16 protein-coding genes are annotated in these 20,076 nt (G+C 42.5%); 6 read left to right on the top strand and 10 right to left on the bottom strand.

The genetic code is table 11. From position 1 onward, the window contains the following. Positions 1–42: 42 nt before the first annotated feature. The gene (gene fumC / locus OQZ33_RS23325) at positions 43–1,491 is read right to left on the bottom strand and encodes a class II fumarate hydratase (protein ID WP_265801931.1); all 1,449 of its coding nucleotides are present in this window, start codon (positions 1,489–1,491) and stop codon (positions 43–45) included. A 165-nt stretch (positions 1,492–1,656) separates the two neighbouring features. Here fumC and OQZ33_RS23320 point away from each other — a divergent pair, with 165 nt between their 5' ends. Further along, positions 1,657–2,052, top strand: a complete 396-nt coding sequence (locus OQZ33_RS23320) for a tautomerase family protein (RefSeq protein WP_265801930.1) — start codon at positions 1,657–1,659, stop codon at positions 2,050–2,052. Here the strand turns inward: OQZ33_RS23320 and OQZ33_RS23315 are convergent, their stop codons facing one another. The 8 genes from OQZ33_RS23315 to OQZ33_RS23280 all read right to left on the bottom strand — a co-directional run bounded on the left by OQZ33_RS23315 (position 2,053) and on the right by OQZ33_RS23280 (position 13,742). Further along, entirely contained in the window at positions 2,053–3,570 is a 1,518-nt protein-coding gene (locus OQZ33_RS23315) for a L,D-transpeptidase family protein (protein WP_265801929.1), read from the bottom strand. Between the two features lie 147 nt (positions 3,571–3,717). Continuing rightward, positions 3,718–4,146: a hypothetical protein gene (locus OQZ33_RS23310; RefSeq protein WP_265801928.1), complete on the bottom strand. Its 429-nt coding sequence runs from the start codon at positions 4,144–4,146 to the stop codon at positions 3,718–3,720. 20 nt (positions 4,147–4,166) lie between these two features. Continuing rightward, complete coding sequence (locus OQZ33_RS23305; protein WP_265801926.1) at positions 4,167–4,997, bottom strand: hypothetical protein; 831 nt, start codon at positions 4,995–4,997, stop codon at positions 4,167–4,169. A gap of 168 nt (positions 4,998–5,165) precedes the next feature. Beyond that, positions 5,166–6,812, bottom strand: coding sequence for an alpha-glucan family phosphorylase (glgP, locus tag OQZ33_RS23300; protein WP_265801925.1), 1,647 nt, complete (start codon positions 6,810–6,812; stop codon positions 5,166–5,168). Positions 6,813–7,114: 302 nt separating this feature from the next. Continuing rightward, positions 7,115–7,495 carry a BON domain-containing protein gene (locus OQZ33_RS23295; protein ID WP_265801924.1) on the bottom strand — a complete coding sequence of 127 codons (381 nt, stop codon included), beginning with the start codon at positions 7,493–7,495 and terminating at the stop codon, positions 7,115–7,117. Between the two features lie 51 nt (positions 7,496–7,546). Next, entirely contained in the window at positions 7,547–9,922 is a 2,376-nt protein-coding gene (locus OQZ33_RS23290; protein ID WP_265801923.1) for a phosphoketolase, read from the bottom strand. Between the two features lie 232 nt (positions 9,923–10,154). After that, positions 10,155–11,012, bottom strand: a complete 858-nt coding sequence (locus OQZ33_RS23285; RefSeq protein ID WP_265801921.1) for a universal stress protein — start codon at positions 11,010–11,012, stop codon at positions 10,155–10,157. 51 nt (positions 11,013–11,063) lie between these two features. After that, entirely contained in the window at positions 11,064–13,742 is a 2,679-nt protein-coding gene (locus tag OQZ33_RS23280) for a cation-translocating P-type ATPase (RefSeq protein ID WP_265801920.1), read from the bottom strand. A 269-nt stretch (positions 13,743–14,011) separates the two neighbouring features. Here OQZ33_RS23280 and OQZ33_RS23275 point away from each other — a divergent pair, with 269 nt between their 5' ends. Then, positions 14,012–15,211, top strand: coding sequence for a PAS domain-containing sensor histidine kinase (locus OQZ33_RS23275; protein WP_265801919.1), 1,200 nt, complete (start codon positions 14,012–14,014; stop codon positions 15,209–15,211). Continuing rightward, positions 15,204–16,256, top strand: coding sequence for a response regulator (locus tag OQZ33_RS23270; RefSeq protein ID WP_265801918.1), 1,053 nt, complete (start codon positions 15,204–15,206; stop codon positions 16,254–16,256). The genes OQZ33_RS23275 and OQZ33_RS23270 overlap by 8 nt, the downstream gene beginning before the upstream one ends. 71 nt (positions 16,257–16,327) lie before the next feature. Here OQZ33_RS23270 and OQZ33_RS23265 read toward each other — a convergent pair whose 3' ends face one another. Then, positions 16,328–17,200 carry a universal stress protein gene (locus OQZ33_RS23265; protein WP_265801917.1) on the bottom strand — a complete coding sequence of 291 codons (873 nt, stop codon included), beginning with the start codon at positions 17,198–17,200 and terminating at the stop codon, positions 16,328–16,330. Between the two features lie 273 nt (positions 17,201–17,473). Here OQZ33_RS23265 and OQZ33_RS23260 point away from each other — a divergent pair, with 273 nt between their 5' ends. Genes OQZ33_RS23260 through OQZ33_RS23250 form a run of 3 tightly spaced genes read left to right on the top strand, consistent with a single transcriptional unit; the run spans position 17,474 to position 20,001 of the window. Continuing rightward, entirely contained in the window at positions 17,474–18,244 is a 771-nt protein-coding gene (locus tag OQZ33_RS23260) for an MlaE family ABC transporter permease (RefSeq protein ID WP_265801916.1), read from the top strand. Positions 18,245–18,249: 5 nt separating this feature from the next. Further along, entirely contained in the window at positions 18,250–18,993 is a 744-nt protein-coding gene (locus OQZ33_RS23255; protein ID WP_265801915.1) for an ABC transporter ATP-binding protein, read from the top strand. A 12-nt stretch (positions 18,994–19,005) separates the two neighbouring features. Continuing rightward, positions 19,006–20,001, top strand: coding sequence for an MlaD family protein (locus OQZ33_RS23250; RefSeq protein WP_265801914.1), 996 nt, complete (start codon positions 19,006–19,008; stop codon positions 19,999–20,001). Positions 20,002–20,076: the final 75 nt, after the last annotated feature.

Genomic DNA, 20,076 nt, shown 5'->3' with positions numbered 1-20,076 from the left:
AATCAACTATCAAACATCATCATCAAACCAGATTTTTGCATTTTAATTAATCGAATTCAGGTTAATTGTACCAATCATATCCTCCGGACGCACCCATTGGTCAAACTGCGCATCGGTTAACAGACCAAGTCTGACAGCTGCTTCCTGCAACGTAATATGTTCAGCCATTGCAGATTTAGCAACTTTGGCGGAATTGTCGTATCCAATGTGTGGGTTAAGGGCTGTTACCAGCATGAGGGAAGTTTCCAGATGTTTTTTGATCCCTTGATAATTAGGCTCTATTCCTACAGCGCAGTGCTCATTGAAAGATTGGCAGGCATCTCCTATCAATCTTGCAGATTGCAGGAAATTGGCCGCCATAACAGGCTTAAATACATTTAGCTGAAACTGTCCATTGGAACCCGCTATGGTAATGGCAACATCGTTGCCCATCACCTGGGCTGCAACCATGGTTACCGCTTCATTCTGTGTTGGATTAACCTTTCCGGGCATGATGGATGATCCCGGTTCGTTTTCCGGCAGATGCAGTTCACCGATTCCGCATCTGGGGCCTGAGGCGAGCATGCGTATGTTGGAAGCAATATGCATCAGGGATACCGCCATCTGTTTTAAAGCTCCATGACTTTCTACTATTGCATCGTGTGCGGATAGTGCCTCGTATTTATTGTCCGCCGTGCGAAACGGCAAACCGGTAAAGTCTGCGATATATTTGGCGACCACAACATCATAGCCTTTAGGCGTATTCATTCCTGTTCCAACAGCAGTTCCGCCTAAAGCTAATTCGGATAAATGGTCTAAAGTGTGTCTTAACGCCTGGAGCCCATGATCAAGTTGAGAAACATAACCCGAAATTTCCTGACCAAGGGTTAATGGCGTTGCATCCATTAGGTGGGTACGACCAATTTTAATGACGTCCATGAAATCGTCAGATTTCGCTTTTAGCGTATCCCTTAATTTTTGAATTCCGGGAATCGTTACATCTACCAAAATTTTATATGCAGCAATATGCATGGCGGTGGGAAAGGTGTCATTTGATGATTGCGATTTATTGACATCATCGTTTGGATGAACATATAACTTACCTGTGCCCAGCGAATTTCCCTGAAGTACATGAACCCTATTGGAAATAACTTCATTTGCATTCATATTGGATTGCGTTCCAGAGCCGGTCTGCCAGATGACCAATGGGAATTCATCCGAAAGCGCTCCTGAAATGATTTCATCACAAGCCCGCGAGATTAAATCCCGCTTATCTTCAGATAATACATTAAGGTCATAGTTCGCAAACGCTGCAGCTTTTTTAAGAAAGCCAAAAGCTTCAATAATTTCTGCGGGCATCGAGGCATGCGGACCGATTTTAAAATTATTTCTTGATCGCTCTGTCTGAGCACCCCAATAACGGGCCAGGGGAACCTGAATCTCTCCCATGCTATCATGTTCGGTTCTTGATTTAAAATTTTCTTCAACTATTGTATCGGAGTAGTTTTGCATATCTGATTGAATTAGGATTGATGTAAAGATGCTTAGCTTTTCAGCTGCATGCCATGATGTCAATCAAGCTCGAGGGTGATGTCCGTCAGCAAGAAAATGCTACCTATCACCCTACTTTGTAATGATCTAACCAATGCAGGTTTAATCGTTATAAACATCTTAGCTATGCCTTATTTACAACTCGAAGTCATTAGGAATTATCCGTACGCCACAAAGAAACTCCTGGCTAAGCGGATAGGCGAAACCTATGCTAAAATTATGAAGGCTGATGCGAACAGGATTACAGTGAGCATCCGTGAACTGGGTGAAGGTGGAATCTGGAGATGCGGTGATCATGAGCCGATGCCTGCAGCGATCATGATGTGCGATATCCGCCAGGGTCGTGATGCGCATGTGCGAACTTTATTGTCAAGGGCGCTTATTGAGATGTGCAATGAAGTTCTGGGGTTGGAAACAGGACAGCTGAATATCGAATTCACCCAGCATAGCGGAGATGAAATGTACCATCAACGCCTGGGGAGTTTTAGCTCAGAATGGTCAGCTGATGAAGGCGCTATATAATTAGGGCAAAGTACTGACTGCTTTTAAAGATATCTTTAGATCAGAAGCAAGCAGGCGTTCATAACCATACATGGCCATTTCCAGCGCCCGGTCTTGCGTATATATATCTTCAAAGATGACCAATTGGCTATCTCTCATGACACAAGTAATGTAGTCAATTGATATGGGTAAGGGTGTTTTGAGGACGAAATTTTTCTTTTGATAGCTGGCAATGGCTTTGCGCATCATTTGTATTTTATTTTTGCTATGATCTGCCGTTAAAATAATTACGGCAAGGGTTTCAATATTTTCTACCCTAATACACCCATGGCTCAGCGCCCTATTTTTAGAAAGGAACAATTTGGGTTGCGGGGTATCATGCAGCAATACCTGATATGGATTCTGAAACCGGAATACCAGTTTGCCCATGGCATTTTCACATCCCGAAGCTTGTCTCGCCGAATAACTTTTTGGATGGGCTTTGATATAGGCCAGTTTCTTCTGGTTGATGTTGATGTAGGTCCCTTTAGCATCATAGATAGCAAAGTGATTATTTTCGAGATAGTCCCTGTCCCGGAATGCCTTAGGTAATAATTCATTAACAAATATATTATAAGGTACTTTCCATTCAGGGGCAGTAGTAAAATGGGTAATTGTACTTATTAATGTTGGTGTTGGAGAGGACGGCTTACCTACAATTACCTTAAATTCCTTCACTGATTGTGATAGATGAAGTTTAGCCGTTTGCGCCGGGATGTTAATACTCAATACTGGCCCAGGTTTTGCGTCACTCCAGCGCAAGCGTTCCATATTTATGGTCATTTTGCGAACGCTTTTCTCCGGGAACTCATAGCTATCCTCCAAGTACTGGCCGCGAACCAGATGCATATATTTTTGCAGATCATCATATTCTTTTGACAAGGGTTGCACGCTGGCGATATCGTTGTAAAAGTCCTTGCTTTCCATTAATGTATAGAGTTTATTCACAGCATTGAAGTCTCCTAACTTACCCTGATCAACGATTAAGGGATTAAGGGTAGGATTGAATTGTCCATAGTGGAGATAATTCATGAAAGTCAGCATGGCATCAGTCATTAAGACATCGAAAATGGCACGTTGAGAGCCACTAAGCATTTCAGGCTCCTGGGCAAAAATTTCGATCTGCTTATAAAGCAGATTGTTGCCGTGAAAGTTATCCCTGGTCAATCCATATTGTTTTACACAATCCAGGATCAACATTGCGGGCGCCAGCTGCCTGTTATGATTTGATTTAGCTACCCAGGCTAACTGGTACAATTTGCCGGCGTAAAAACGCTCAACCGATTCTGGGAAATTCAGCATGTTCCTACATTCCAGAAGTTGCCTTTTGGTTTCTTGCGACATCACTTCATGAATCTTCTCTCCTTCTTTTGTAAAAGAGATAACCGGATTCTGGCCAAATGCATTTATCGATGCGTGCAAGAATAGGCAGAACAGCGAAAGGATAAATATAAGTTTCGGCCATTTTATCTGGATCTGAACCATTGATTGATTTTTCATGTTAATGGGTTGCTTATGGTGTGGATTCTGAATAACCTTATTCCAGTGAAGAATTATTACTTCAAAACTATTATTATCAAAAGTCAGCTTAATTCATGGGCTGCAAAATGATAAAGGTCGGCTGATTGGCTGACCTTTATCATCAGCTTAAGCTGCCGGTAAGCCCTGGCGTTTCCTATCCTGAATCAATGCAATAACGAGAGCAAAGAGTTCTTTTTTAAGCGTCCTGTAGGTGGCGTTCAAGTGAACCATCGTGTGTTCCATCTGCTTATGTTTAATAGCCAGAAGTTCTCCATGACCATCAACCAGATTTTCCGTCTGGCCCTCTAGTATTTTGATATAGTCCATTAACTCTTTGTCGGCCTGGTATTTATCTTTTTCAATTTGCAGGAACTTTTTACCAATACCTTTTAAGCTATCAATATAGTCCGGACCGGAGAGCAGCATGAAATGATCGTCAAGCAAATGATGAAGGAAAACAATCTCTATTTTAAAAAAATCGATATCCGAAGCCCAATGTCTGGCAACAGCGTGATACTGAATATAAGTGGGGTCAATTGTGTTTGTAGTATTCATTTCTTTTGTTTGAGAATAAATTATGAAGGGAAGATTAATATTGGAACAGGATTATACAGGGAACATTTGTCCTTGAAATACTGCTGGGATAAAAAGTTGAAATGGAAATGCTGATCTACCATTACCAGAAGGTCGGCTTTCATCTCGCCGACTACGACTTCGAGCGTATCAATGGATTTGCCTTGAACCATGATATTTAGATACAGCTTTTTATAGCATATGTTCAAACTGATTTCCTCGTTGAATACTTCCTCTGCCTGATGGCTTTCCATTTCAGGCATACCACTGGCTGAAGAGTGTGCGATCACCAGGTTAGCATCCCAGCAGGTAGCGAGATGCGCCAGAAATTTCATTATCGGAATGCCGCAGAAACGTAAGTCCGTAAGGTAAACCATCCGCTGAAGTTCATTCTCAGACCATGAAGATGGGATAATGAGAAGAGGTACCCGGAGTTTGTGCAGCAGATTATTAATGGCAAGATTTACATTGAGCAGCGCATGTGGCAGAAATTCATCCAGGCCCTTAATGACCATTATGATTTCGTTCTCACTTGTCAATTTGAGCAGGTCATCGGTCTCGCATGAAAAATTCATTTCCTGGATCAAAGGTTTGAACCCGGGATGCAACATTTTCCTTTCCAGAAGGTTCTTCATTAGTTTCGAATCAACCGCGGCTGATTGATCAACCTCTATGACGGTATCTTTCCATCCATATTCCGCTGTGGTTAACTTCAACAGCGGTAGGTTTGCCAGAATCATGTTAACCCCTAAACGTTGTGCCATAACCAAGGCAAATACGGCGGCATGTTCAGATTCCGGACTTTGATCATTAATGATGACAATGGATTTCATTTGTTTTGGATTTAAGCACTATGTAGAACCTAAAGGTCGGCATAGTGTTAACCAAACTAAATGACGGCTGTCACCCTAACCGGTGCGGTTGGTCATGACATAAGATTATTACTATCATCACCACCAATACATTATGCTTAGATCATTATTCCACCAATAAAAATTGTTTCAACTATACAGCTCTCTATAGTATGCTTTTGCCATACGTGATGATTCGAACTCAGGAATCACATCCTCAAAACCCTTTTTGACCATTTCAAACCACTTTGCTGAATCATCGTAATAAGCAGGTAATACTTTTCCCTCGAGCACATCCATCAAGTTTATATTCTCGATTTCATTTTTCTGCTCATCGGATAATAAATCATCAGCAGGCAGAATCAGGAAACAGTTTTCGCCATCTTTGGCAAACTCAGGGATCCAGCCATCCGGTATAGAAAGATTGATTGCCCCATTCATGGCGGCTGTCATCCCGCTTGTGCCGGAAGCTTCGCGGTACATCTTTGGATTATTCAGCCACACATCGGCGCCATTCTTTAAAAGCGAAGACAGACCAAGTTCATAGCCTACCAATACGGCGCAATTCGGAAAAGACCTTGTTCGGTCTATAATGGAATTGAAAATTTGATTGGCTCCTGCATCTTCAGGATAAGGTTTTCCTGCCCAAATAATTTGTATTGGGTATTTAAAATGATTCAGCAGGTTTTCAAAGCGTTTCCAGTCACGCATAATCAGATCCGCTCTTTTATATCCGGCGAAGCGCCGTGCCCAGACCAGCGTCATCACATCTTGATTAAACACTTTCCCGGTTTGGTCCGCTACCTCTTTAAAAAGATCTGATTTAAGTTCCTTTTTCCTGGCAATAAACTTCTGCTGCTGATGTTGGGTTAGGCTTTGTGCCAAGATTTTATCCTGCCAGTACTTTTGGTTCTGTGCATTTGTAATCGAAATGATTTCGCAAATTCCATCATAGCCTCCCCACATTTCGCGGGCAACGACTCCATGGAGTTTGGATACCCCGTTTGCTTTACCTGAAAATTTCAATGCCGCAATGGTATAATTGAATTTATCTCCTTCAAGTCCAAGCAAAAATTTCACCTCATGATCCTGTAAATGGTAAAAGAAAGACATCTCTTTTAAAAGTGAAAAGTTATGTTCTTCATTACCTGCAAGCTCCGGGGTATGGGTAGTAAAGACCATGCGTTTTTTGATTTCCGCCAGGTTTTTAAATTTCGAATAAAGGTAAAAGTTTAATGCTACCGCATGCCCTTCATTCATATGATAATAGTCGGGTTGCAGGTTAAGGTGGTCTAAAAGCATGCCTCCACCAATACCCAGAATAATCGATTGCGCAATTCTGGTGGTTTCGTTTGGATCATAAAGGCGTTGGGTAATGCTTCTGCTTATTTCATCGTTTTCCGCAAGATCGGTACTCAACAAAAATAGAGGCGCTGTACCAAAGGTTTCGGGTGGCAAAAGAAAAGCTTTGACCTTAACCTCCGCACTGTGAACGGGAACCGAAAAAACAATTCCTGTATCGATAAGGAACGAATAATCTTTCTGGACAAATACAGGAACCATGTGGCTATCGCGGTCCCGTACCTGATCATAATAGCCATATTTCCACAGCATACCAATGCCTAAAAGATTTTGTTTTAGTTCAAATGCACTACGAAGATGGGATCCGGAAAGGAATCCTAACCCTCCACTATAAATCTTTAGAGATTGGTCAACGGCGAACTCCATAGAAAAGTAGGCCACGCTGGTTTGGTATGCCGGATCTGGGGTATACCCAAAAATTTCAGTTCTGGTCATGAGGTTTTTTTATATGCTATGCAGAAGCCAATAAATGAGTTATTGGCAAGCTACATCCATCTCAATGTACGAATTATTTCACGGATAGTGTGGTGCCTCGCTATTTCTCCTCGCTAAGTTTTCTCTTTATTGGAAAAAATCTTTTTGATAAAATTACCAATGGGCAGATAGGGCATAGCGTCATTTGCCTGGAAAGCCTCAAATACAAATAGCAGCTGGACACCCATTGAAACAGCGTTCGTATAAACCGCAGATACCATAAAATGAAATTTTTATGGCTTTGGTTTTTGATACGTCCGATATCACCAGATTTCATTATTGCTGCCTGAAAAATGAAATTTCGGATAATTATTTCCTTTTCGTCCAAGCCGGTGATCAGCATCATTGGTATAGGATTGCTTGCCGTCCAGCACAAGGTTATTACCCATGTAAATGGCCAGATTGGTATTGAACGAAAACCGAACCTCGACTTTTTGGATTAAATCCTTAACCCCCTTGATCGATTTAATGGCATGCTCCGCAGCCCGTTTCTCGGCATAGGTATCGACCGTCCCGTAAAGGGTTACCACACCATCCGCTATCGAAATTTCTAACTTGTCGGTATCGATCAAGGGATCAGCAAGTATTGCCGATCTGATTTCAACTTCCAACATCTTATCTTTATTTTGTGCTATGATTTCCATTATTAATGGGCTAAATCTTTTCCTATTCATCATATTTTTCTTCTTAAATGTTTAGACCGTAACAGATTTTCTAACGCCCTTAAACTTCCAGTTTCTGATCTCAGGCAAATCATCAAGGTGGAGTTTGATGTATTCTTTATGGTTCCTCAACCTTTCTTCACAGAAAAGAATAAATTTATCCGCCCGCTGCTGAAACCTGGGTACATGTTTGACTGCTTCCATAGCCAAATGATATCTGCTCATTCCATTGAGCACCACCATATCAAATGGTGTAGTGGTTGTGCCTTCTTCCATAAATCCCCTAACGTGGAAACGCGATGGATCAGGTCTTCCGTGGACCAAATCATGGATAATCCGGACATAACCGTGAAAAGCAAAGACTACCGGGGCAGTGCTGGTGAACAAGTCATCGAAATATTCTTCGCTGAGGCCGTGGGTATGGTAAGTCTTTGGGGATAGGGACATCAAATCGACAACGTTCACTACTCTTAGCTGAAGCTCGGGGAAGTGTTCGCGAAGAAGTTCTGCTGCAGCGATCGTTTCCTGGGTAGGTACATCCCCTGCACAGGCCAAGATAACTTCAGCGATTCCGGATTCATTTCCGGCCCAATGCCATACCGATGCTCCTTTTTCACAGTGGGCTATAGCCTCTTCCATACCGAGCCATTGAAGCTCAGGCTGCTTGCCGGCAATAACCACATTTACATAGTTTTTGCTTCGCAGGCAGTGATCCATTACTGATAAAAGGGTGTTGGCATCAGGTGGCAAATAGATCCTGATCACACTGCTTTTTTTATTGACGACGGTATCGATAAATCCCGGCCCTTGATGACTATAGCCATTATTATCCTGCCTCCAGACATGGGAAGTCAAAAGGTAGTTCAATGAGGCTATAGGTTTTCTCCATGGCACTTCCTGAGTGGTCTTCAGCCATTTCGCGTGCTGGCTTACCATCGAATCAATGATGGTAACAAAAGCCTCGTAGCAAGGAAAAAGTCCATGTCTCCCGGTCAGGAGATAGCCTTCAAGCCATCCCTCACATAAGTGTTCACTCAAAACTTCCATTACCCGTCCATCGGGGGATAACTTATCATCTGAGTCAATTATTTTCTCCATGAAGCATCGGTCTGTGACCTGGAAGACAGCTTCGAGTCTATTTGAATTTGTTTCATCAGGGCAGAATAACCTGAAATTTTTATTCTCCGCATTCATCGAAAATATTTCACGCAGAAATTTTCCTAAATTTCTGGTGCTTTCCGCTAAAACAGTTCCGGGGTGTTCGACTTTTATACCATAGTATTTAAAGTTTGGTAAGATGAGTTCTTTTAACAGAAGTCCACCGTTCGAGAAGGGAATTGCGCTCATTCTCTTCTCACCTGAAGGAGCGATCTCCTGCAATTCAGCTAATAATGCGCCATGCTCATCAAAAAGCGTGTCCGGCTCATAACTTCGCATCCAGGCTTCCAGGGCTTGTAACTTTTCCGGATTTTCTTTAACCCCTGCCAGCGGCACCTGGTGGGAACGAAATGAGCCCTCAATAGGCAGGTTGTTCCATGATTTAGGTCCGGTCCATCCTTTAGGTGTCCTTAAAATGATGAGTGGCCATTTTCGTTGATGAATCATGCCCTCCGCCCTTGCATTATACTGTATCTTTCTGATTTTATCATAAACGATATCAAGGGTTGAAGACATCTGCCTGTGCACATTGTGTGCATGTTCTCCTTCAACAAAAAATGCCTCATATCCATAACCTTTAAAGAGTTCGCTTAATGCAACATCATCCATCCGGGAAAAGATGGTGGGGCTTGCAATTTTGTATCCATTTAAGTGGAGTATCGGCAACACTGCGCCATCTGTAGCAGGATTAAGGAAAGCAATAGAATTCCAGCTGGCTGCCAGAGGACCTGTTTCTGCCTCGCCGTCGCCGATTACGCAGGCGGCAATTAGATTTGGATTATCATAGACCGCACCAAAGGCATGCATTAAGGAATAACCAAGTTCACCACCTTCATTGATTGATCCCGGGGTATGGGCACTCACATGGCTTGGTATTCCTCCTGGGGTAGAAAACTGGCGAAACAGCTTAAGCATTCCTTTCTCATCCCTGGTTACTTCCGGAAAGCATTCGGTATAGGTGCCTTCCAGATAGGTATGTGCCACAACTGCAGGAGCACCATGCCCAGGTCCGCAAACATATAGAATATCAGCATCCGTTTCTTTTATCAACCTATTCAGATGGACATATATCAGATTTAAACCCGGGGAAGTACCCCAATGGCCAAGTAATCTGGGTTTGATGTCTTCGGCTGTGAGCGGTTGACGCAACAATGGGTTTGCCTGTAAATAGATTTGGCCGGCTGACAGGTAATTAACGGCTTGCCAGTAACGGTGTATTTTATCTATGATAACCTCTGATATTTCTTGCATGGTAATGTGATTTAATCGCTATGACTATTAAGTTCATTCGCTCGATGAAAAGTAATTTAAAAAGTTTAGCAATCTCAGGCAAACCAGGTAATGTATTAAACCAGAATCTTCCAAGAATGCTTTGCCCTGCACTTGTACAATATTGAACTCAAATATCCTTTTCTTTTTCGGGCCTGTAAATGACCAGGATCATGGTTCGGGTAGATGTTAATCCTGTGTGCATCATGTGATCTTATTCATTAGACTCCTGATAGATGAGCATAGGCATGGTAAGCTGTCCGGCAAGCCTCTTAGCAACACTTCCTTTAAACAATCTGCTAAAAAAACTGTGCTCCCGGTGGACCACAGCAATCATATCAGCGCTTTTTTCCAACATTATTTTTTCAAGGGATGAAGTGTCATTCTCGGCGATGATTTCCCTGAAATGTATACCCGGGTATCCCAAGCCGTCCCTTAAATCATTCAACATATCATAAATTTTTTCTTTAACGGTAGCGGCCGATTTCGAGGATGAAATATGGATGATAAAAATCTCGGACATAAACATCCTGGCCAGAGCGGTCAACCTGGTTAGAAATGTGCGATCTGATGCGAGATCCTTGAGATCGGACGCAAAATAGATGTTTCGAATGGGTTCGAACTTTAAAGTTAAAGGAATCAATAGCGCCGGTACTGGTGAGGAATCAATAATACCTCTGGTATGATCCTGCTTAAGAAAGCTATCCATGCTCTGATCATGAGCACCCATGGCAAGAAAATGAATTGTTCTTTCCGAAGCAATTTCAGTGACGACATCCTGCAGACTACCCGCCTGGTTTAAAAGCGTGAGTACAGGCTTCTTCGAATGAGACTGATCCCGATGCTGCAGGTGTGTTCTTAGCTTATTGAGTTTTGAGGCGCTCCTGTCTTTAATCACTTCATGGCACTCCACTGGCCAAACGACCAGTCCTGAATCAGGCAGTTCAGAGGGGATGGTCATGGCATTACAGATGATAATATCAGCATGTATTTTTTTAGCAAAATCGTAGGTATATTCTGCAACGCTGTTGGCATTTGCTGAAAAATCCGTCAATAGCAGTATATTTTCCATAATCTTTATTTTTTATTAATAATTATCTTAGAACAATGCACTTTGAGCCCGTCACTTTGTATTATTTTTTCCAAAAATCAGTTTATATGTTTGAACCAGTACCAGAGGTAACATCGCTGCAAGAAGTGCAACCAGCCAGACCGCTATTGGTAGGATGCTGAGGTGAAGAACGTCCCGAATCCGGGGCACGGCATACACAAAGGCAACGAGGGCAAAGCAAAATGTTATGGCCATCCATATGAATTTATTCTTTGTTACTTCATTTTTTATCATACCTGACCGCAGGGAAGACATATTGAATACGTGGAAGAGCTGGGCAGCGGCCAGGGTAATAAACGCTACATTATTAATGATGTCGAGCTGATCAGTAATGAATCTCATGCAGATAAAAATGGCCAGCATAACCGAAAGGGTCATCAGTAGGGCATAAACCAATATGACAAGCCAATTTTGATTGGATATGATTTCCAGACCGGGATTTCTGGGCGACTTTAACATAATGGATTTGTCGCCTTTGCCAAGACCAAGTGCCAAGGCAGGAAAGACATCGGTCACCATATTTAGAAACAAGATCTGGAGTGGAAAAAGAATGGCTCCACTGGCGAAAAAGCCCAATAATGTCACGATAATAATTTCGCTCAGATTACAGGAAATCAGGTAGATTACAAAGCGCTGGATATTTTGAAAAATCTCCCGTCCATTGGCAACAGCCCTGGAGATCGAGACAAAAGAATCATCTTTAAGCACGATATTGGCAGTCTCTTTGGCCACCTGCGTCCCTCGAAGCCCCATAGCTATCCCGACGTCTGCTTTTTTGATAGCGGGAGCATCGTTGACACCATCGCCGGTCATCGCAACCAGAAATCCTGCTTTTTGGTAAGTGTCCACAATCTCAAGTTTTTGTTTAGGTGAGGTCCTGGCAAATACAGTTGTAGAGAGAATCTTATCTTTCCACTGTTGATCCAAAAGTTCTCCCTGCGGAAGTGCACTTCCTAATATAACCTGGTTATCGTCTGCCTGGGTAATGCCAACCTGCTTAGCAATGCTTAACGCTGTGAGCGGGTGGTCACCGGTTATCATCACAACTTTTATCCCTGCATTGCGGCAGGTGGCTATAGCCCCTTTAATGTCGCTTCGGGGGGGATCCAAAAACCCGACCATTCCGACATACGTCAGTTCAGTAATGAAATCACCTCCCGGTAGATTATTAATGGTTTTAGATGCAAAAGCCAGCACCCTCAAACCATTTGATGAAAGCTTTTCTGCGCTGGACAGGATCTCTTGACGGTTGGCTTGCGTCATTTTTTCTACCTCATTACCAAGCTGAATATCGGTACACTTCAGGATTAAATTTTCAACAGCGCCCTTTACGGATATGAAACAACTTTCTTTATCGCGGTCAGCCGTACCCATCAGTTTGGTTTCTGCGCTGAATGGAATTTCCGCGATCCGCTGATTAGCCATAATTTCAAATCCCGTAGCTGTTTTTAGTTTCAGCAAGGCAATTTCCAGCGGGTCACCTGATATCTTCGATTTTTCGTTTTTTGGCTCAGGCGCATTGTTGCACAGGGCTCCAATTTTAACCAGCAGCTCAAAATTCTTTTCACTATTATTAATGCCCCGGTCATCAAAAACCAGATGCCCTTTTTCTATAGAAACCTTCACCTCTTCGCCCGGAAATGAAAGTACTTTGACGAAAATCTTATTTTCGGTAAGGGTTCCGGTTTTATCTGTCAGGATAACGTTCACTCCGCCGAGCGTTTCTACTGATGAAAGCCTTTTGACAATGGCGTCTCTTTTTGCCATACGCAGCATACCAAAAGCAAGGGCTACGGTGGCAACAATTGGTAGTCCTTCAGGGAAGGCCGCAACCGCTAATGCGATGGAGGTTTCCAAAATCTGCAGCCAGGGCTTACCATCAATAAATGCTGTAAATGCAAAAAATATGGTCATGAAGAGGGTAATATAGATTAGCTTTTTTGTCAGGTTTGCGATTTTAATATCCAATGGAGATTTGGTGGCAGCTGAACGGCCGACCATTTCACTGATTTTACCAAGTTCGGTATTTGCAGCAATGCTAGTGATGATCACTTTGCCATTTCCATTCATTACCGCGGTACCTTTGTATACCATATTGACCGAAGCGGAAGGGTCAACATCGGTGGTCTGACTATCGCTGGTTTTGAAAATTGGAAACGATTCGCCTGTCAATGCGGATTCATCTATCTGGAGTCCATTTGACTCCACGACCCTGCCATCGCCCGAGACCATGTCTCCGGATTCTAGTAATAGTAAATCTCCGGCGGTTAAATTTTCGGAAAGTATTTCCATCGTCTTTCCGCCTCTGACAACTCTAGAAACACTTGAATCCATTTCTTTTAATGCCCGCATGGAGCTTCTGGCCTGGAGTTCCATAAAAAAACCGATCAAGGCATTGATGATAATAACAACAAAAATCGCAATCGCCTCGAGCGTGTTTTTAAAGTATAGGGAAGCAAATCCGGCGACAAACAGAAGGTAAACGATAGGGCTTGTGAACTGTTCAAAAAACATTTGCCAGACGCTTTTGACTTTCTGGCTGACATTGATGTTGAGCCCATACCGGTCTGAACGCGACGAAGCTTCCGTTTCACTAATGCCTTGCAGACCATCTGTCTCAAACTCTTTGAACAGGTCAACCAGGGTTAGCACGGGAACGGATGAGTTATTGGCGGCTAAGCTATCATTCATATTTTTATATTATAGTCATTGCCATCATTGGCATGATGTTACTTTAAGCAAAAGTACCCTGAACCCGGGTGCTATGGAATGATGGCCCCGGCCGGATTTGGTGATGCTTATCATCATTCGCAACGTAAATTTCATTCTTGAATGACTACCTTGGCATTTCGTAATATTCCTGAAAAGAAATATTCCTGAAAAGAATTAAATCGAAACAATCCCACCATGAAAGGGTTCTATTGATACAGATAGAACATTTAGCTGTAAATCAATTATTTATGGAAAACGCCGTATTGCTGAAGGCAATTATTGACAATGCAATAGACGGACTGATCACTATTGATGAACGGGGTATCGTAGAATCCATTAATCCGGCAGCTTGCAAGCTCTTTGATTATGCGTCTGAGGAGGTAATTGGCCATAACATATCAAAGCTGATGCCCCAACCCGATCGGTCTTATCATGACCGTTACCTCTTTGATTACCGCAAAACAGGAAAAGCGAATATTATTGGGATTGGCAGGGAGCTTATCGGCATGAAAAAAAACGGTAGTTTTTTCCCATTTCGTCTGGGTGTAAGCGAAGTTAAATATTCTGGCCGCGTGATTTACGCAGGGTTCATTCACGACCTGACGCGGGAAAAAGAAGCCGAAGGGAAGCTACAGGATTATGCAGCACAACTGGAAGTTCAGGTTGAGGAACGCACGCACTCCTTGAGAACCAGTGTAAGTGACCTTCAAAAGACCCAAATCGAGCTCAACCAGTCACTGAGTAAGGAAAAGGAACTTGGCCAGCTAAAAAGCCGTTTTGTCTCTATTGCCTCCCATGAATTCAGGACACCGTTGAGTTTGGTCCAACTATCAGCATCCCTGATTGAACGTTATGCCGAATCACTCGACCAAAAGAATATAGGAAAGCATGTTGTTAAGATCAAAGATGCAGTGCTGAACATTACAGCAATCTTAAATGACTTTTTATCCCTGGAGAAATTGGATAGTGGCATGGTCAAACCAAGTTTAAGCCACTTTAATCTTGCTGAAATGGCAGAGGAAATCACCGGGGAGATGCAGGTTGTCCTGCGTGGCAAACAGCAGATTGTTTTCAAACACAGAGGTACAATCCAGAAGATCACGCTCGATCAGAACCTTTTGAAAAACTGTATCATCATCCTGATAGACAATGCCATCAAGTATTCAGGGGAGGAAAGTGAAATACAATTCTACACGAAAATAAATGAACACAATTGCACCATTAGGGTTTGCGACAATGGAATCGGGATACCGGAGAGCGACCACAAGCATTTATTCGAGGCATTCTTTAGGGCGCACAATACCGGCAATATTTCAGGAAACGGACTTGGCTTGAGCATTTTGTCAAGATATACCGGACTAATGAATGGTCATGTCAGTTTTAAAAGCAGAGTTAACAGGGGTACGCTATTTACACTAACCTTCCCGAAAAAAAGTAACCATGAGTAAAAAAGTATTGATAATTGAAGACCACGATGAGATCCGTGAAAATCTGGTTGAAATTCTGGAGATGGCGCGGTATACGGTATTTCAGGCTGAAAACGGTAAACTGGGTGTTGACCTGGCAATTAAACATACGCCTGACATCATTCTTTGTGATATCATGATGCCTGAGCTGGACGGTTACGGAGTGCTATATATGCTTAACAGACATGAGCAGACCACGGGTATCCCCTTTATTTTTTTAACTGCCAAAGCTGAACATGCAGATTTAAGAAAAGGCATGGAATTGGGGGCAGATGATTATCTGGTCAAACCTTTTGATGATATGGAATTGTTGAACGCAATTGATATCCGTTTAAGAAAAAAAGCATTAAGCGACCAATCGCACCTCAATAACACTGAAGCTTTTAAAGTTCTTGTCGAAAAAACAGATGGACTGGCAGAATTCAACAAAATCATAGAAGAAAAGAAGAGCCGGGATTTTAAAAAGAACCAGGTCATCTACTATGAGGATGATCATGGAAAGGGACTATATCTGGTCACGCAAGGGAAGGTCAAAACCATCAAGCTGGCAAAAGACGGTAGGGAACTGATGACCGGAATCTATATTCAGGGAGACTATCTGGGAATCAATGCGGTATTGAGTGACAGCACTTATGCGGATACGGCCACGGCTTTGGAGGATAGCAAAATCTGTTTAATACCATTAGAGCAGATGGAGACCGTACTCAACTTATATCCTGAGGTGGCAAGAAAGTTTATTCATTTACTTTCCAAAGATAACAGGGCAAAGGAAGATCAACTTTTGGAACTGGCCTACTACTCAGTCAGGAAAAAAATGGCAGCCACATTGCTCAGGCTCTACGGACAGGTTAGGGAAGACGATAACCTGATTAACATTTCCAGAGAAGATCTTGCCGCAATGGCCTGTATGGCCACCGAAACGGTAAGCCGTACGCTATCTGATTTTAAAGATGAACAGCTCATTGACCGGGATGGGACGAAAATTACCCTACTGAACCGTGAAGGGCTGTTGAAGATGAAAAACTAATATCCAAGGCAAAGTTTAAATTCTGATAGATATCATCATTGCCTATATTATTTATTTGAATTCTGGCCGTGCTAAAACAGCATCCCTTTATATCCTTCAGGGATGACAATCAGGGGAAGATTGGTATGCCTGGCCATTTTTTGCGCGTGGCTGCTATGCAATACATTTGATGTTGAACTGTGTTTACGGTGTATAACTGCGACTATGTTCGTGCCCCCGTGGTCGCTAAGCCAGTTTAAACCGTCCTCCAACTTGGACTGATATACATTCTCATAATACATTTGGTTAAAATTAACCCTGGATTTTAATTCTTTCATAAACGTATCAATACGTTGGGTCAATTGTTGACCTTCACGATTGCCGATCACATGAACGATTAGTAGTTCGGCATTTAATTTTGCAGCCAGTAATGCGAGCAATTGGATGATTTCCATATCACTTATGCTTAAATCCGTTGCGAAGGCGATTTTTTTCACCGGCGCAAATTTGACATTTTTCGGGATCAGCATCAGCGGATACTCTGCAAAATCGATGCTGTCTCGGCTACAACTGCCCTGTATCAACCTTTTCAGGTCACCATTCCCTGATAGGCCGAGGATGACCATTGCTATATCTTCGAGTTGAACGGTTTCTCGAATCAAATCACCAATTTCTCCAGCGGCTGATCGGACCCGGATTGCAGGAACATAACCATCTGGTCCGCTGGATGCGGCCACACTATCACGCAATTTTGCGGAAAAGGTTTCCAACTGTGCATCATTCCGGGCAATCATCGTTTCCTGATCTTCTATTGGCCATATGACCTGTAAAGGTGAATCAGTGTCTATAGATGATGCATGAATAAGCTGCACATTGGAGCACAACTGTCCGGCAAATTTGCAGGCATAATCCGCTGCCTGATTGGCGTTCTCCGAGAAATCGGTTGCTACAAGTAATGTTTTCATGGTATCAGTTATTTAGGACAAAGTTTGAAAAAAGCGGATGAATATCCCATGACGACAATCAATACGATCCATGATGCTGGATTTACGATTTCCGCAAAAATATAAAAATGGACTAAGCATAGTCCATCATCGAGCGTGAACTTAAGCTACACCGAATAAAGCGAGTGTTCAACGAATTTACATGACAAGCATCACTCAAATATTTGATGCAAATCACTGCTTCAAAGCCTCGGATCATGGTCTCGCTTCTTAGGAGCCATTAACTTTGCGGCTATGAAGTTATTCCTTCGTTTCAAAAGTTTCCTGCATGAAACCGGAGAAGTCGCCAGCTTTACTGGTCGGTTCTTTTCTGTCGGCATGCGGCCGCGTTATGAAAACCGTGAACTCATCAATCAGTGCTATAAGATAGGCTACCTATCATTTCCACTGGTTGGTTTGACCTCATTTATCATGGGGCTGGTTCTCACGATGCAACTTCGGCCTTCTTTGGTGGATTATGGAGTAGAATCTCAACTTCCGGTAATGGTAGGACTGGCAATTGTGCGTGAAATTGGCCCAGTGATCACAGCGCTGATTTTCGCAGGAAAAATTGGTAGTAGCATTGGGGCTGAATTGGGATCGATGAAAGTTACTGAGCAAATTGATGCGATGACTGTGAGTGGTATCAAGCCTTACAAATATCTGGTGGCAACCAGAGTACTGGCGACAACATTAATGCTTCCCCTGCTCACCATACTTGGTGACGGCATATCCTTATTTGGCGCCTACCTCGGGGTCAATATCAGATCTGTGACCAGTATCGACCTGTTCTTTCTTCAGGTATTCAACAGCCTGGATTTTAGTGATGTGCTGCCTGCAATTGTGAAAACATTATTTTTTGGTTTTGCGGTAGGTATAGTAGGATGCTATAAGGGATTCAGTTCAACCAAGGGCACCCAGGGTGTGGGCATTTCAGCCAACTCAGCTGTAGTACTGTCCTCCGTGATGATATTCGTCATTGATTTACTTGCAGTGCAGATCACTGAATTACTGGGATTAAACTAAGATATATGGATTCAGCAAGCAATAGTGCCATTATAGAGATTAAGGACCTTAGTAAGTCTTTTGGTAAAAAAGTAATCTTAGATGGGTTTAATTTATCGGTCAAGCGTGGAACCAATGTGGTTATCCTGGGCAAATCCGGGTCTGGCAAATCTGTATTGATCAAATGCATTATCGGGCTGCTGATGCCGGAAAGCGGAAGCATCTTCGTCAATGAAGCCAACATTACTTCTTTATCTGAAGATGAGCTGGATGAGATGCGAACTAAAATTGGCTTCTTATTTCAAAGCAATGCTTTATACGATTCAATGACGATCAGAGAAAATCTAGAGTTTCCCCTGCTCAGGCACTGGGTTGACATCACCCGCGAGGAAGTAGACAGACTGGTTTCGGAAGCGCTTGAAAATGTGGATCTCCTGCATACTTTGGATATGATGCCTTCAGAACTTTCCGGCGGTATGCTCAAAAGGGTTGCTCTGGCCAGAACAATGATTTTGCGGCCGGAGGTAATTTTATATGATGAGCCAACGACTGGTCTTGATCCGGTGACCTCAAGAGAGATCGAAAACCTGATTATGAAACTGCAAGCAAAAAATCATACTTCCTCCATCATCATCTCTCATGATATGAACTGCGTAAAAAAAACTGCTGATGTGATAGTATTATTACTTGAGGGGAAAAATTATGCAGAGGGCAGTTATGAAGAACTGTCAAATTCAACAGATAAAAATATTAAACAGTTTTTTGATTAAAGAAAAAAGAACATGGCAAATGAAAAAATAAACAGCGTTAAGCTTGGAGCATTCGTGCTGGCAGGTTTGATATTGATGATCCTGGCACTTTTCATCATCGGTAAGAACAAAAATCTATTCGGTAATGAATTCCAGCTCAAAGCGAAATTCTCGAATTTAAATGGTTTGACTACAGGAAACAATGTCTTGTTCTCCGGTTTCCAGGCGGGAACCGTTAAAGACATTGCGCTTTTAAATGACAGCACGATTGAGGTTACCATGCAAATAAACGATAAGGTAAAGGACTTTATTGGAAAGAATGCGCTGGCGAGCATCGGAACCGAAGGGCTGATGGGAAATAAAGTGATTAATATCAGTCCAATGACAGGTACGAGCGCAAAAGTGGAAGAGGGCGATGTTCTTCAGGCAAAGAATATGGCCAATATGGATGAAATTATAGATAAGCTCTCCCAAACCAATAACAACGTAGCTACCATTTCAGAAGTATTGAAAGGGACGGTAATGAAGGTGGATAGCAGCGCGATATTGAAACTGATAAACGATGAGACAATCGGTGAAAGCTTAAAGGCATCTTTGCTTAATATTTATACGACGACCAAATATGCCCAAGACCTTAGTCTAGATCTTAACCACATTGTCAAGGATATCCGGAATGGTAAAGGAGCTGCAGGTCTTCTGCTAACCGACACCAGTATTTCTGCTGATCTTAAAAACGCCGTTCAGCAGACCAAGATGGCGACAACAAATGCGAATGCTATGAGCCTGGAGCTCAATGCGATAGTCAAATCCATGAATTATGACTTGAATCATGGCAATAATACGGTAAATACTATACTCAAAGATTCAGTGATGGCAAGAAATGTAAGACAAACCATGGATAACCTGCAAAAAGGAACAGATGGTTTTAACCAAAATATGGAGGCTTTGAAACATAACTTTTTTTTCAGGGGATTTTTTAAAGCTCAGGAACGACAAAAGAAAAAAGAAGAGAAACTTTCAGGTCAGTAGCGGTAGTTAAGAATTCATTATACAAGAACTAATGATCATGACGCCAAGTGATGAATTATTTACCAATAAGATATT

Source organism: Pedobacter sp. MC2016-05 (genome assembly GCF_026239735.1).
In the GTDB taxonomy this organism is placed as follows: Bacteria; Bacteroidota; Bacteroidia; order Sphingobacteriales; family Sphingobacteriaceae; genus Pedobacter.
This window is presented reverse-complemented; position numbering and strand designations above follow the sequence as displayed.

What these genes read in the sequence shown, in the direction of transcription:
- fumC (WP_265801931.1), bottom strand. Translation starts at nt 1,491, where the DNA reads ATGCAAAACTACTCCGATACAATAGTTGAAGAAAATTTTAAATCAAGA.
- OQZ33_RS23320 (WP_265801930.1), top strand. Translation starts at nt 1,657, where the DNA reads ATGCCTTATTTACAACTCGAAGTCATTAGGAATTATCCGTACGCCACA.
- OQZ33_RS23315 (WP_265801929.1), bottom strand. Translation starts at nt 3,570, where the DNA reads ATGAAAAATCAATCAATGGTTCAGATCCAGATAAAATGGCCGAAACTT.
- OQZ33_RS23310 (WP_265801928.1), bottom strand. Translation starts at nt 4,146, where the DNA reads ATGAATACTACAAACACAATTGACCCCACTTATATTCAGTATCACGCT.
- OQZ33_RS23305 (WP_265801926.1), bottom strand. Translation starts at nt 4,997, where the DNA reads ATGAAATCCATTGTCATCATTAATGATCAAAGTCCGGAATCTGAACAT.
- glgP (WP_265801925.1), bottom strand. Translation starts at nt 6,812, where the DNA reads ATGACCAGAACTGAAATTTTTGGGTATACCCCAGATCCGGCATACCAA.
- OQZ33_RS23295 (WP_265801924.1), bottom strand. Translation starts at nt 7,495, where the DNA reads ATGGAAATCATAGCACAAAATAAAGATAAGATGTTGGAAGTTGAAATC.
- OQZ33_RS23290 (WP_265801923.1), bottom strand. Translation starts at nt 9,922, where the DNA reads ATGCAAGAAATATCAGAGGTTATCATAGATAAAATACACCGTTACTGG.
- OQZ33_RS23285 (WP_265801921.1), bottom strand. Translation starts at nt 11,012, where the DNA reads ATGGAAAATATACTGCTATTGACGGATTTTTCAGCAAATGCCAACAGC.
- OQZ33_RS23280 (WP_265801920.1), bottom strand. Translation starts at nt 13,742, where the DNA reads ATGAATGATAGCTTAGCCGCCAATAACTCATCCGTTCCCGTGCTAACC.
- OQZ33_RS23275 (WP_265801919.1), top strand. Translation starts at nt 14,012, where the DNA reads ATGGAAAACGCCGTATTGCTGAAGGCAATTATTGACAATGCAATAGAC.
- OQZ33_RS23270 (WP_265801918.1), top strand. Translation starts at nt 15,204, where the DNA reads ATGAGTAAAAAAGTATTGATAATTGAAGACCACGATGAGATCCGTGAA.
- OQZ33_RS23265 (WP_265801917.1), bottom strand. Translation starts at nt 17,200, where the DNA reads ATGAAAACATTACTTGTAGCAACCGATTTCTCGGAGAACGCCAATCAG.
- OQZ33_RS23260 (WP_265801916.1), top strand. Translation starts at nt 17,474, where the DNA reads ATGAAGTTATTCCTTCGTTTCAAAAGTTTCCTGCATGAAACCGGAGAA.
- OQZ33_RS23255 (WP_265801915.1), top strand. Translation starts at nt 18,250, where the DNA reads ATGGATTCAGCAAGCAATAGTGCCATTATAGAGATTAAGGACCTTAGT.
- OQZ33_RS23250 (WP_265801914.1), top strand. Translation starts at nt 19,006, where the DNA reads ATGGCAAATGAAAAAATAAACAGCGTTAAGCTTGGAGCATTCGTGCTG.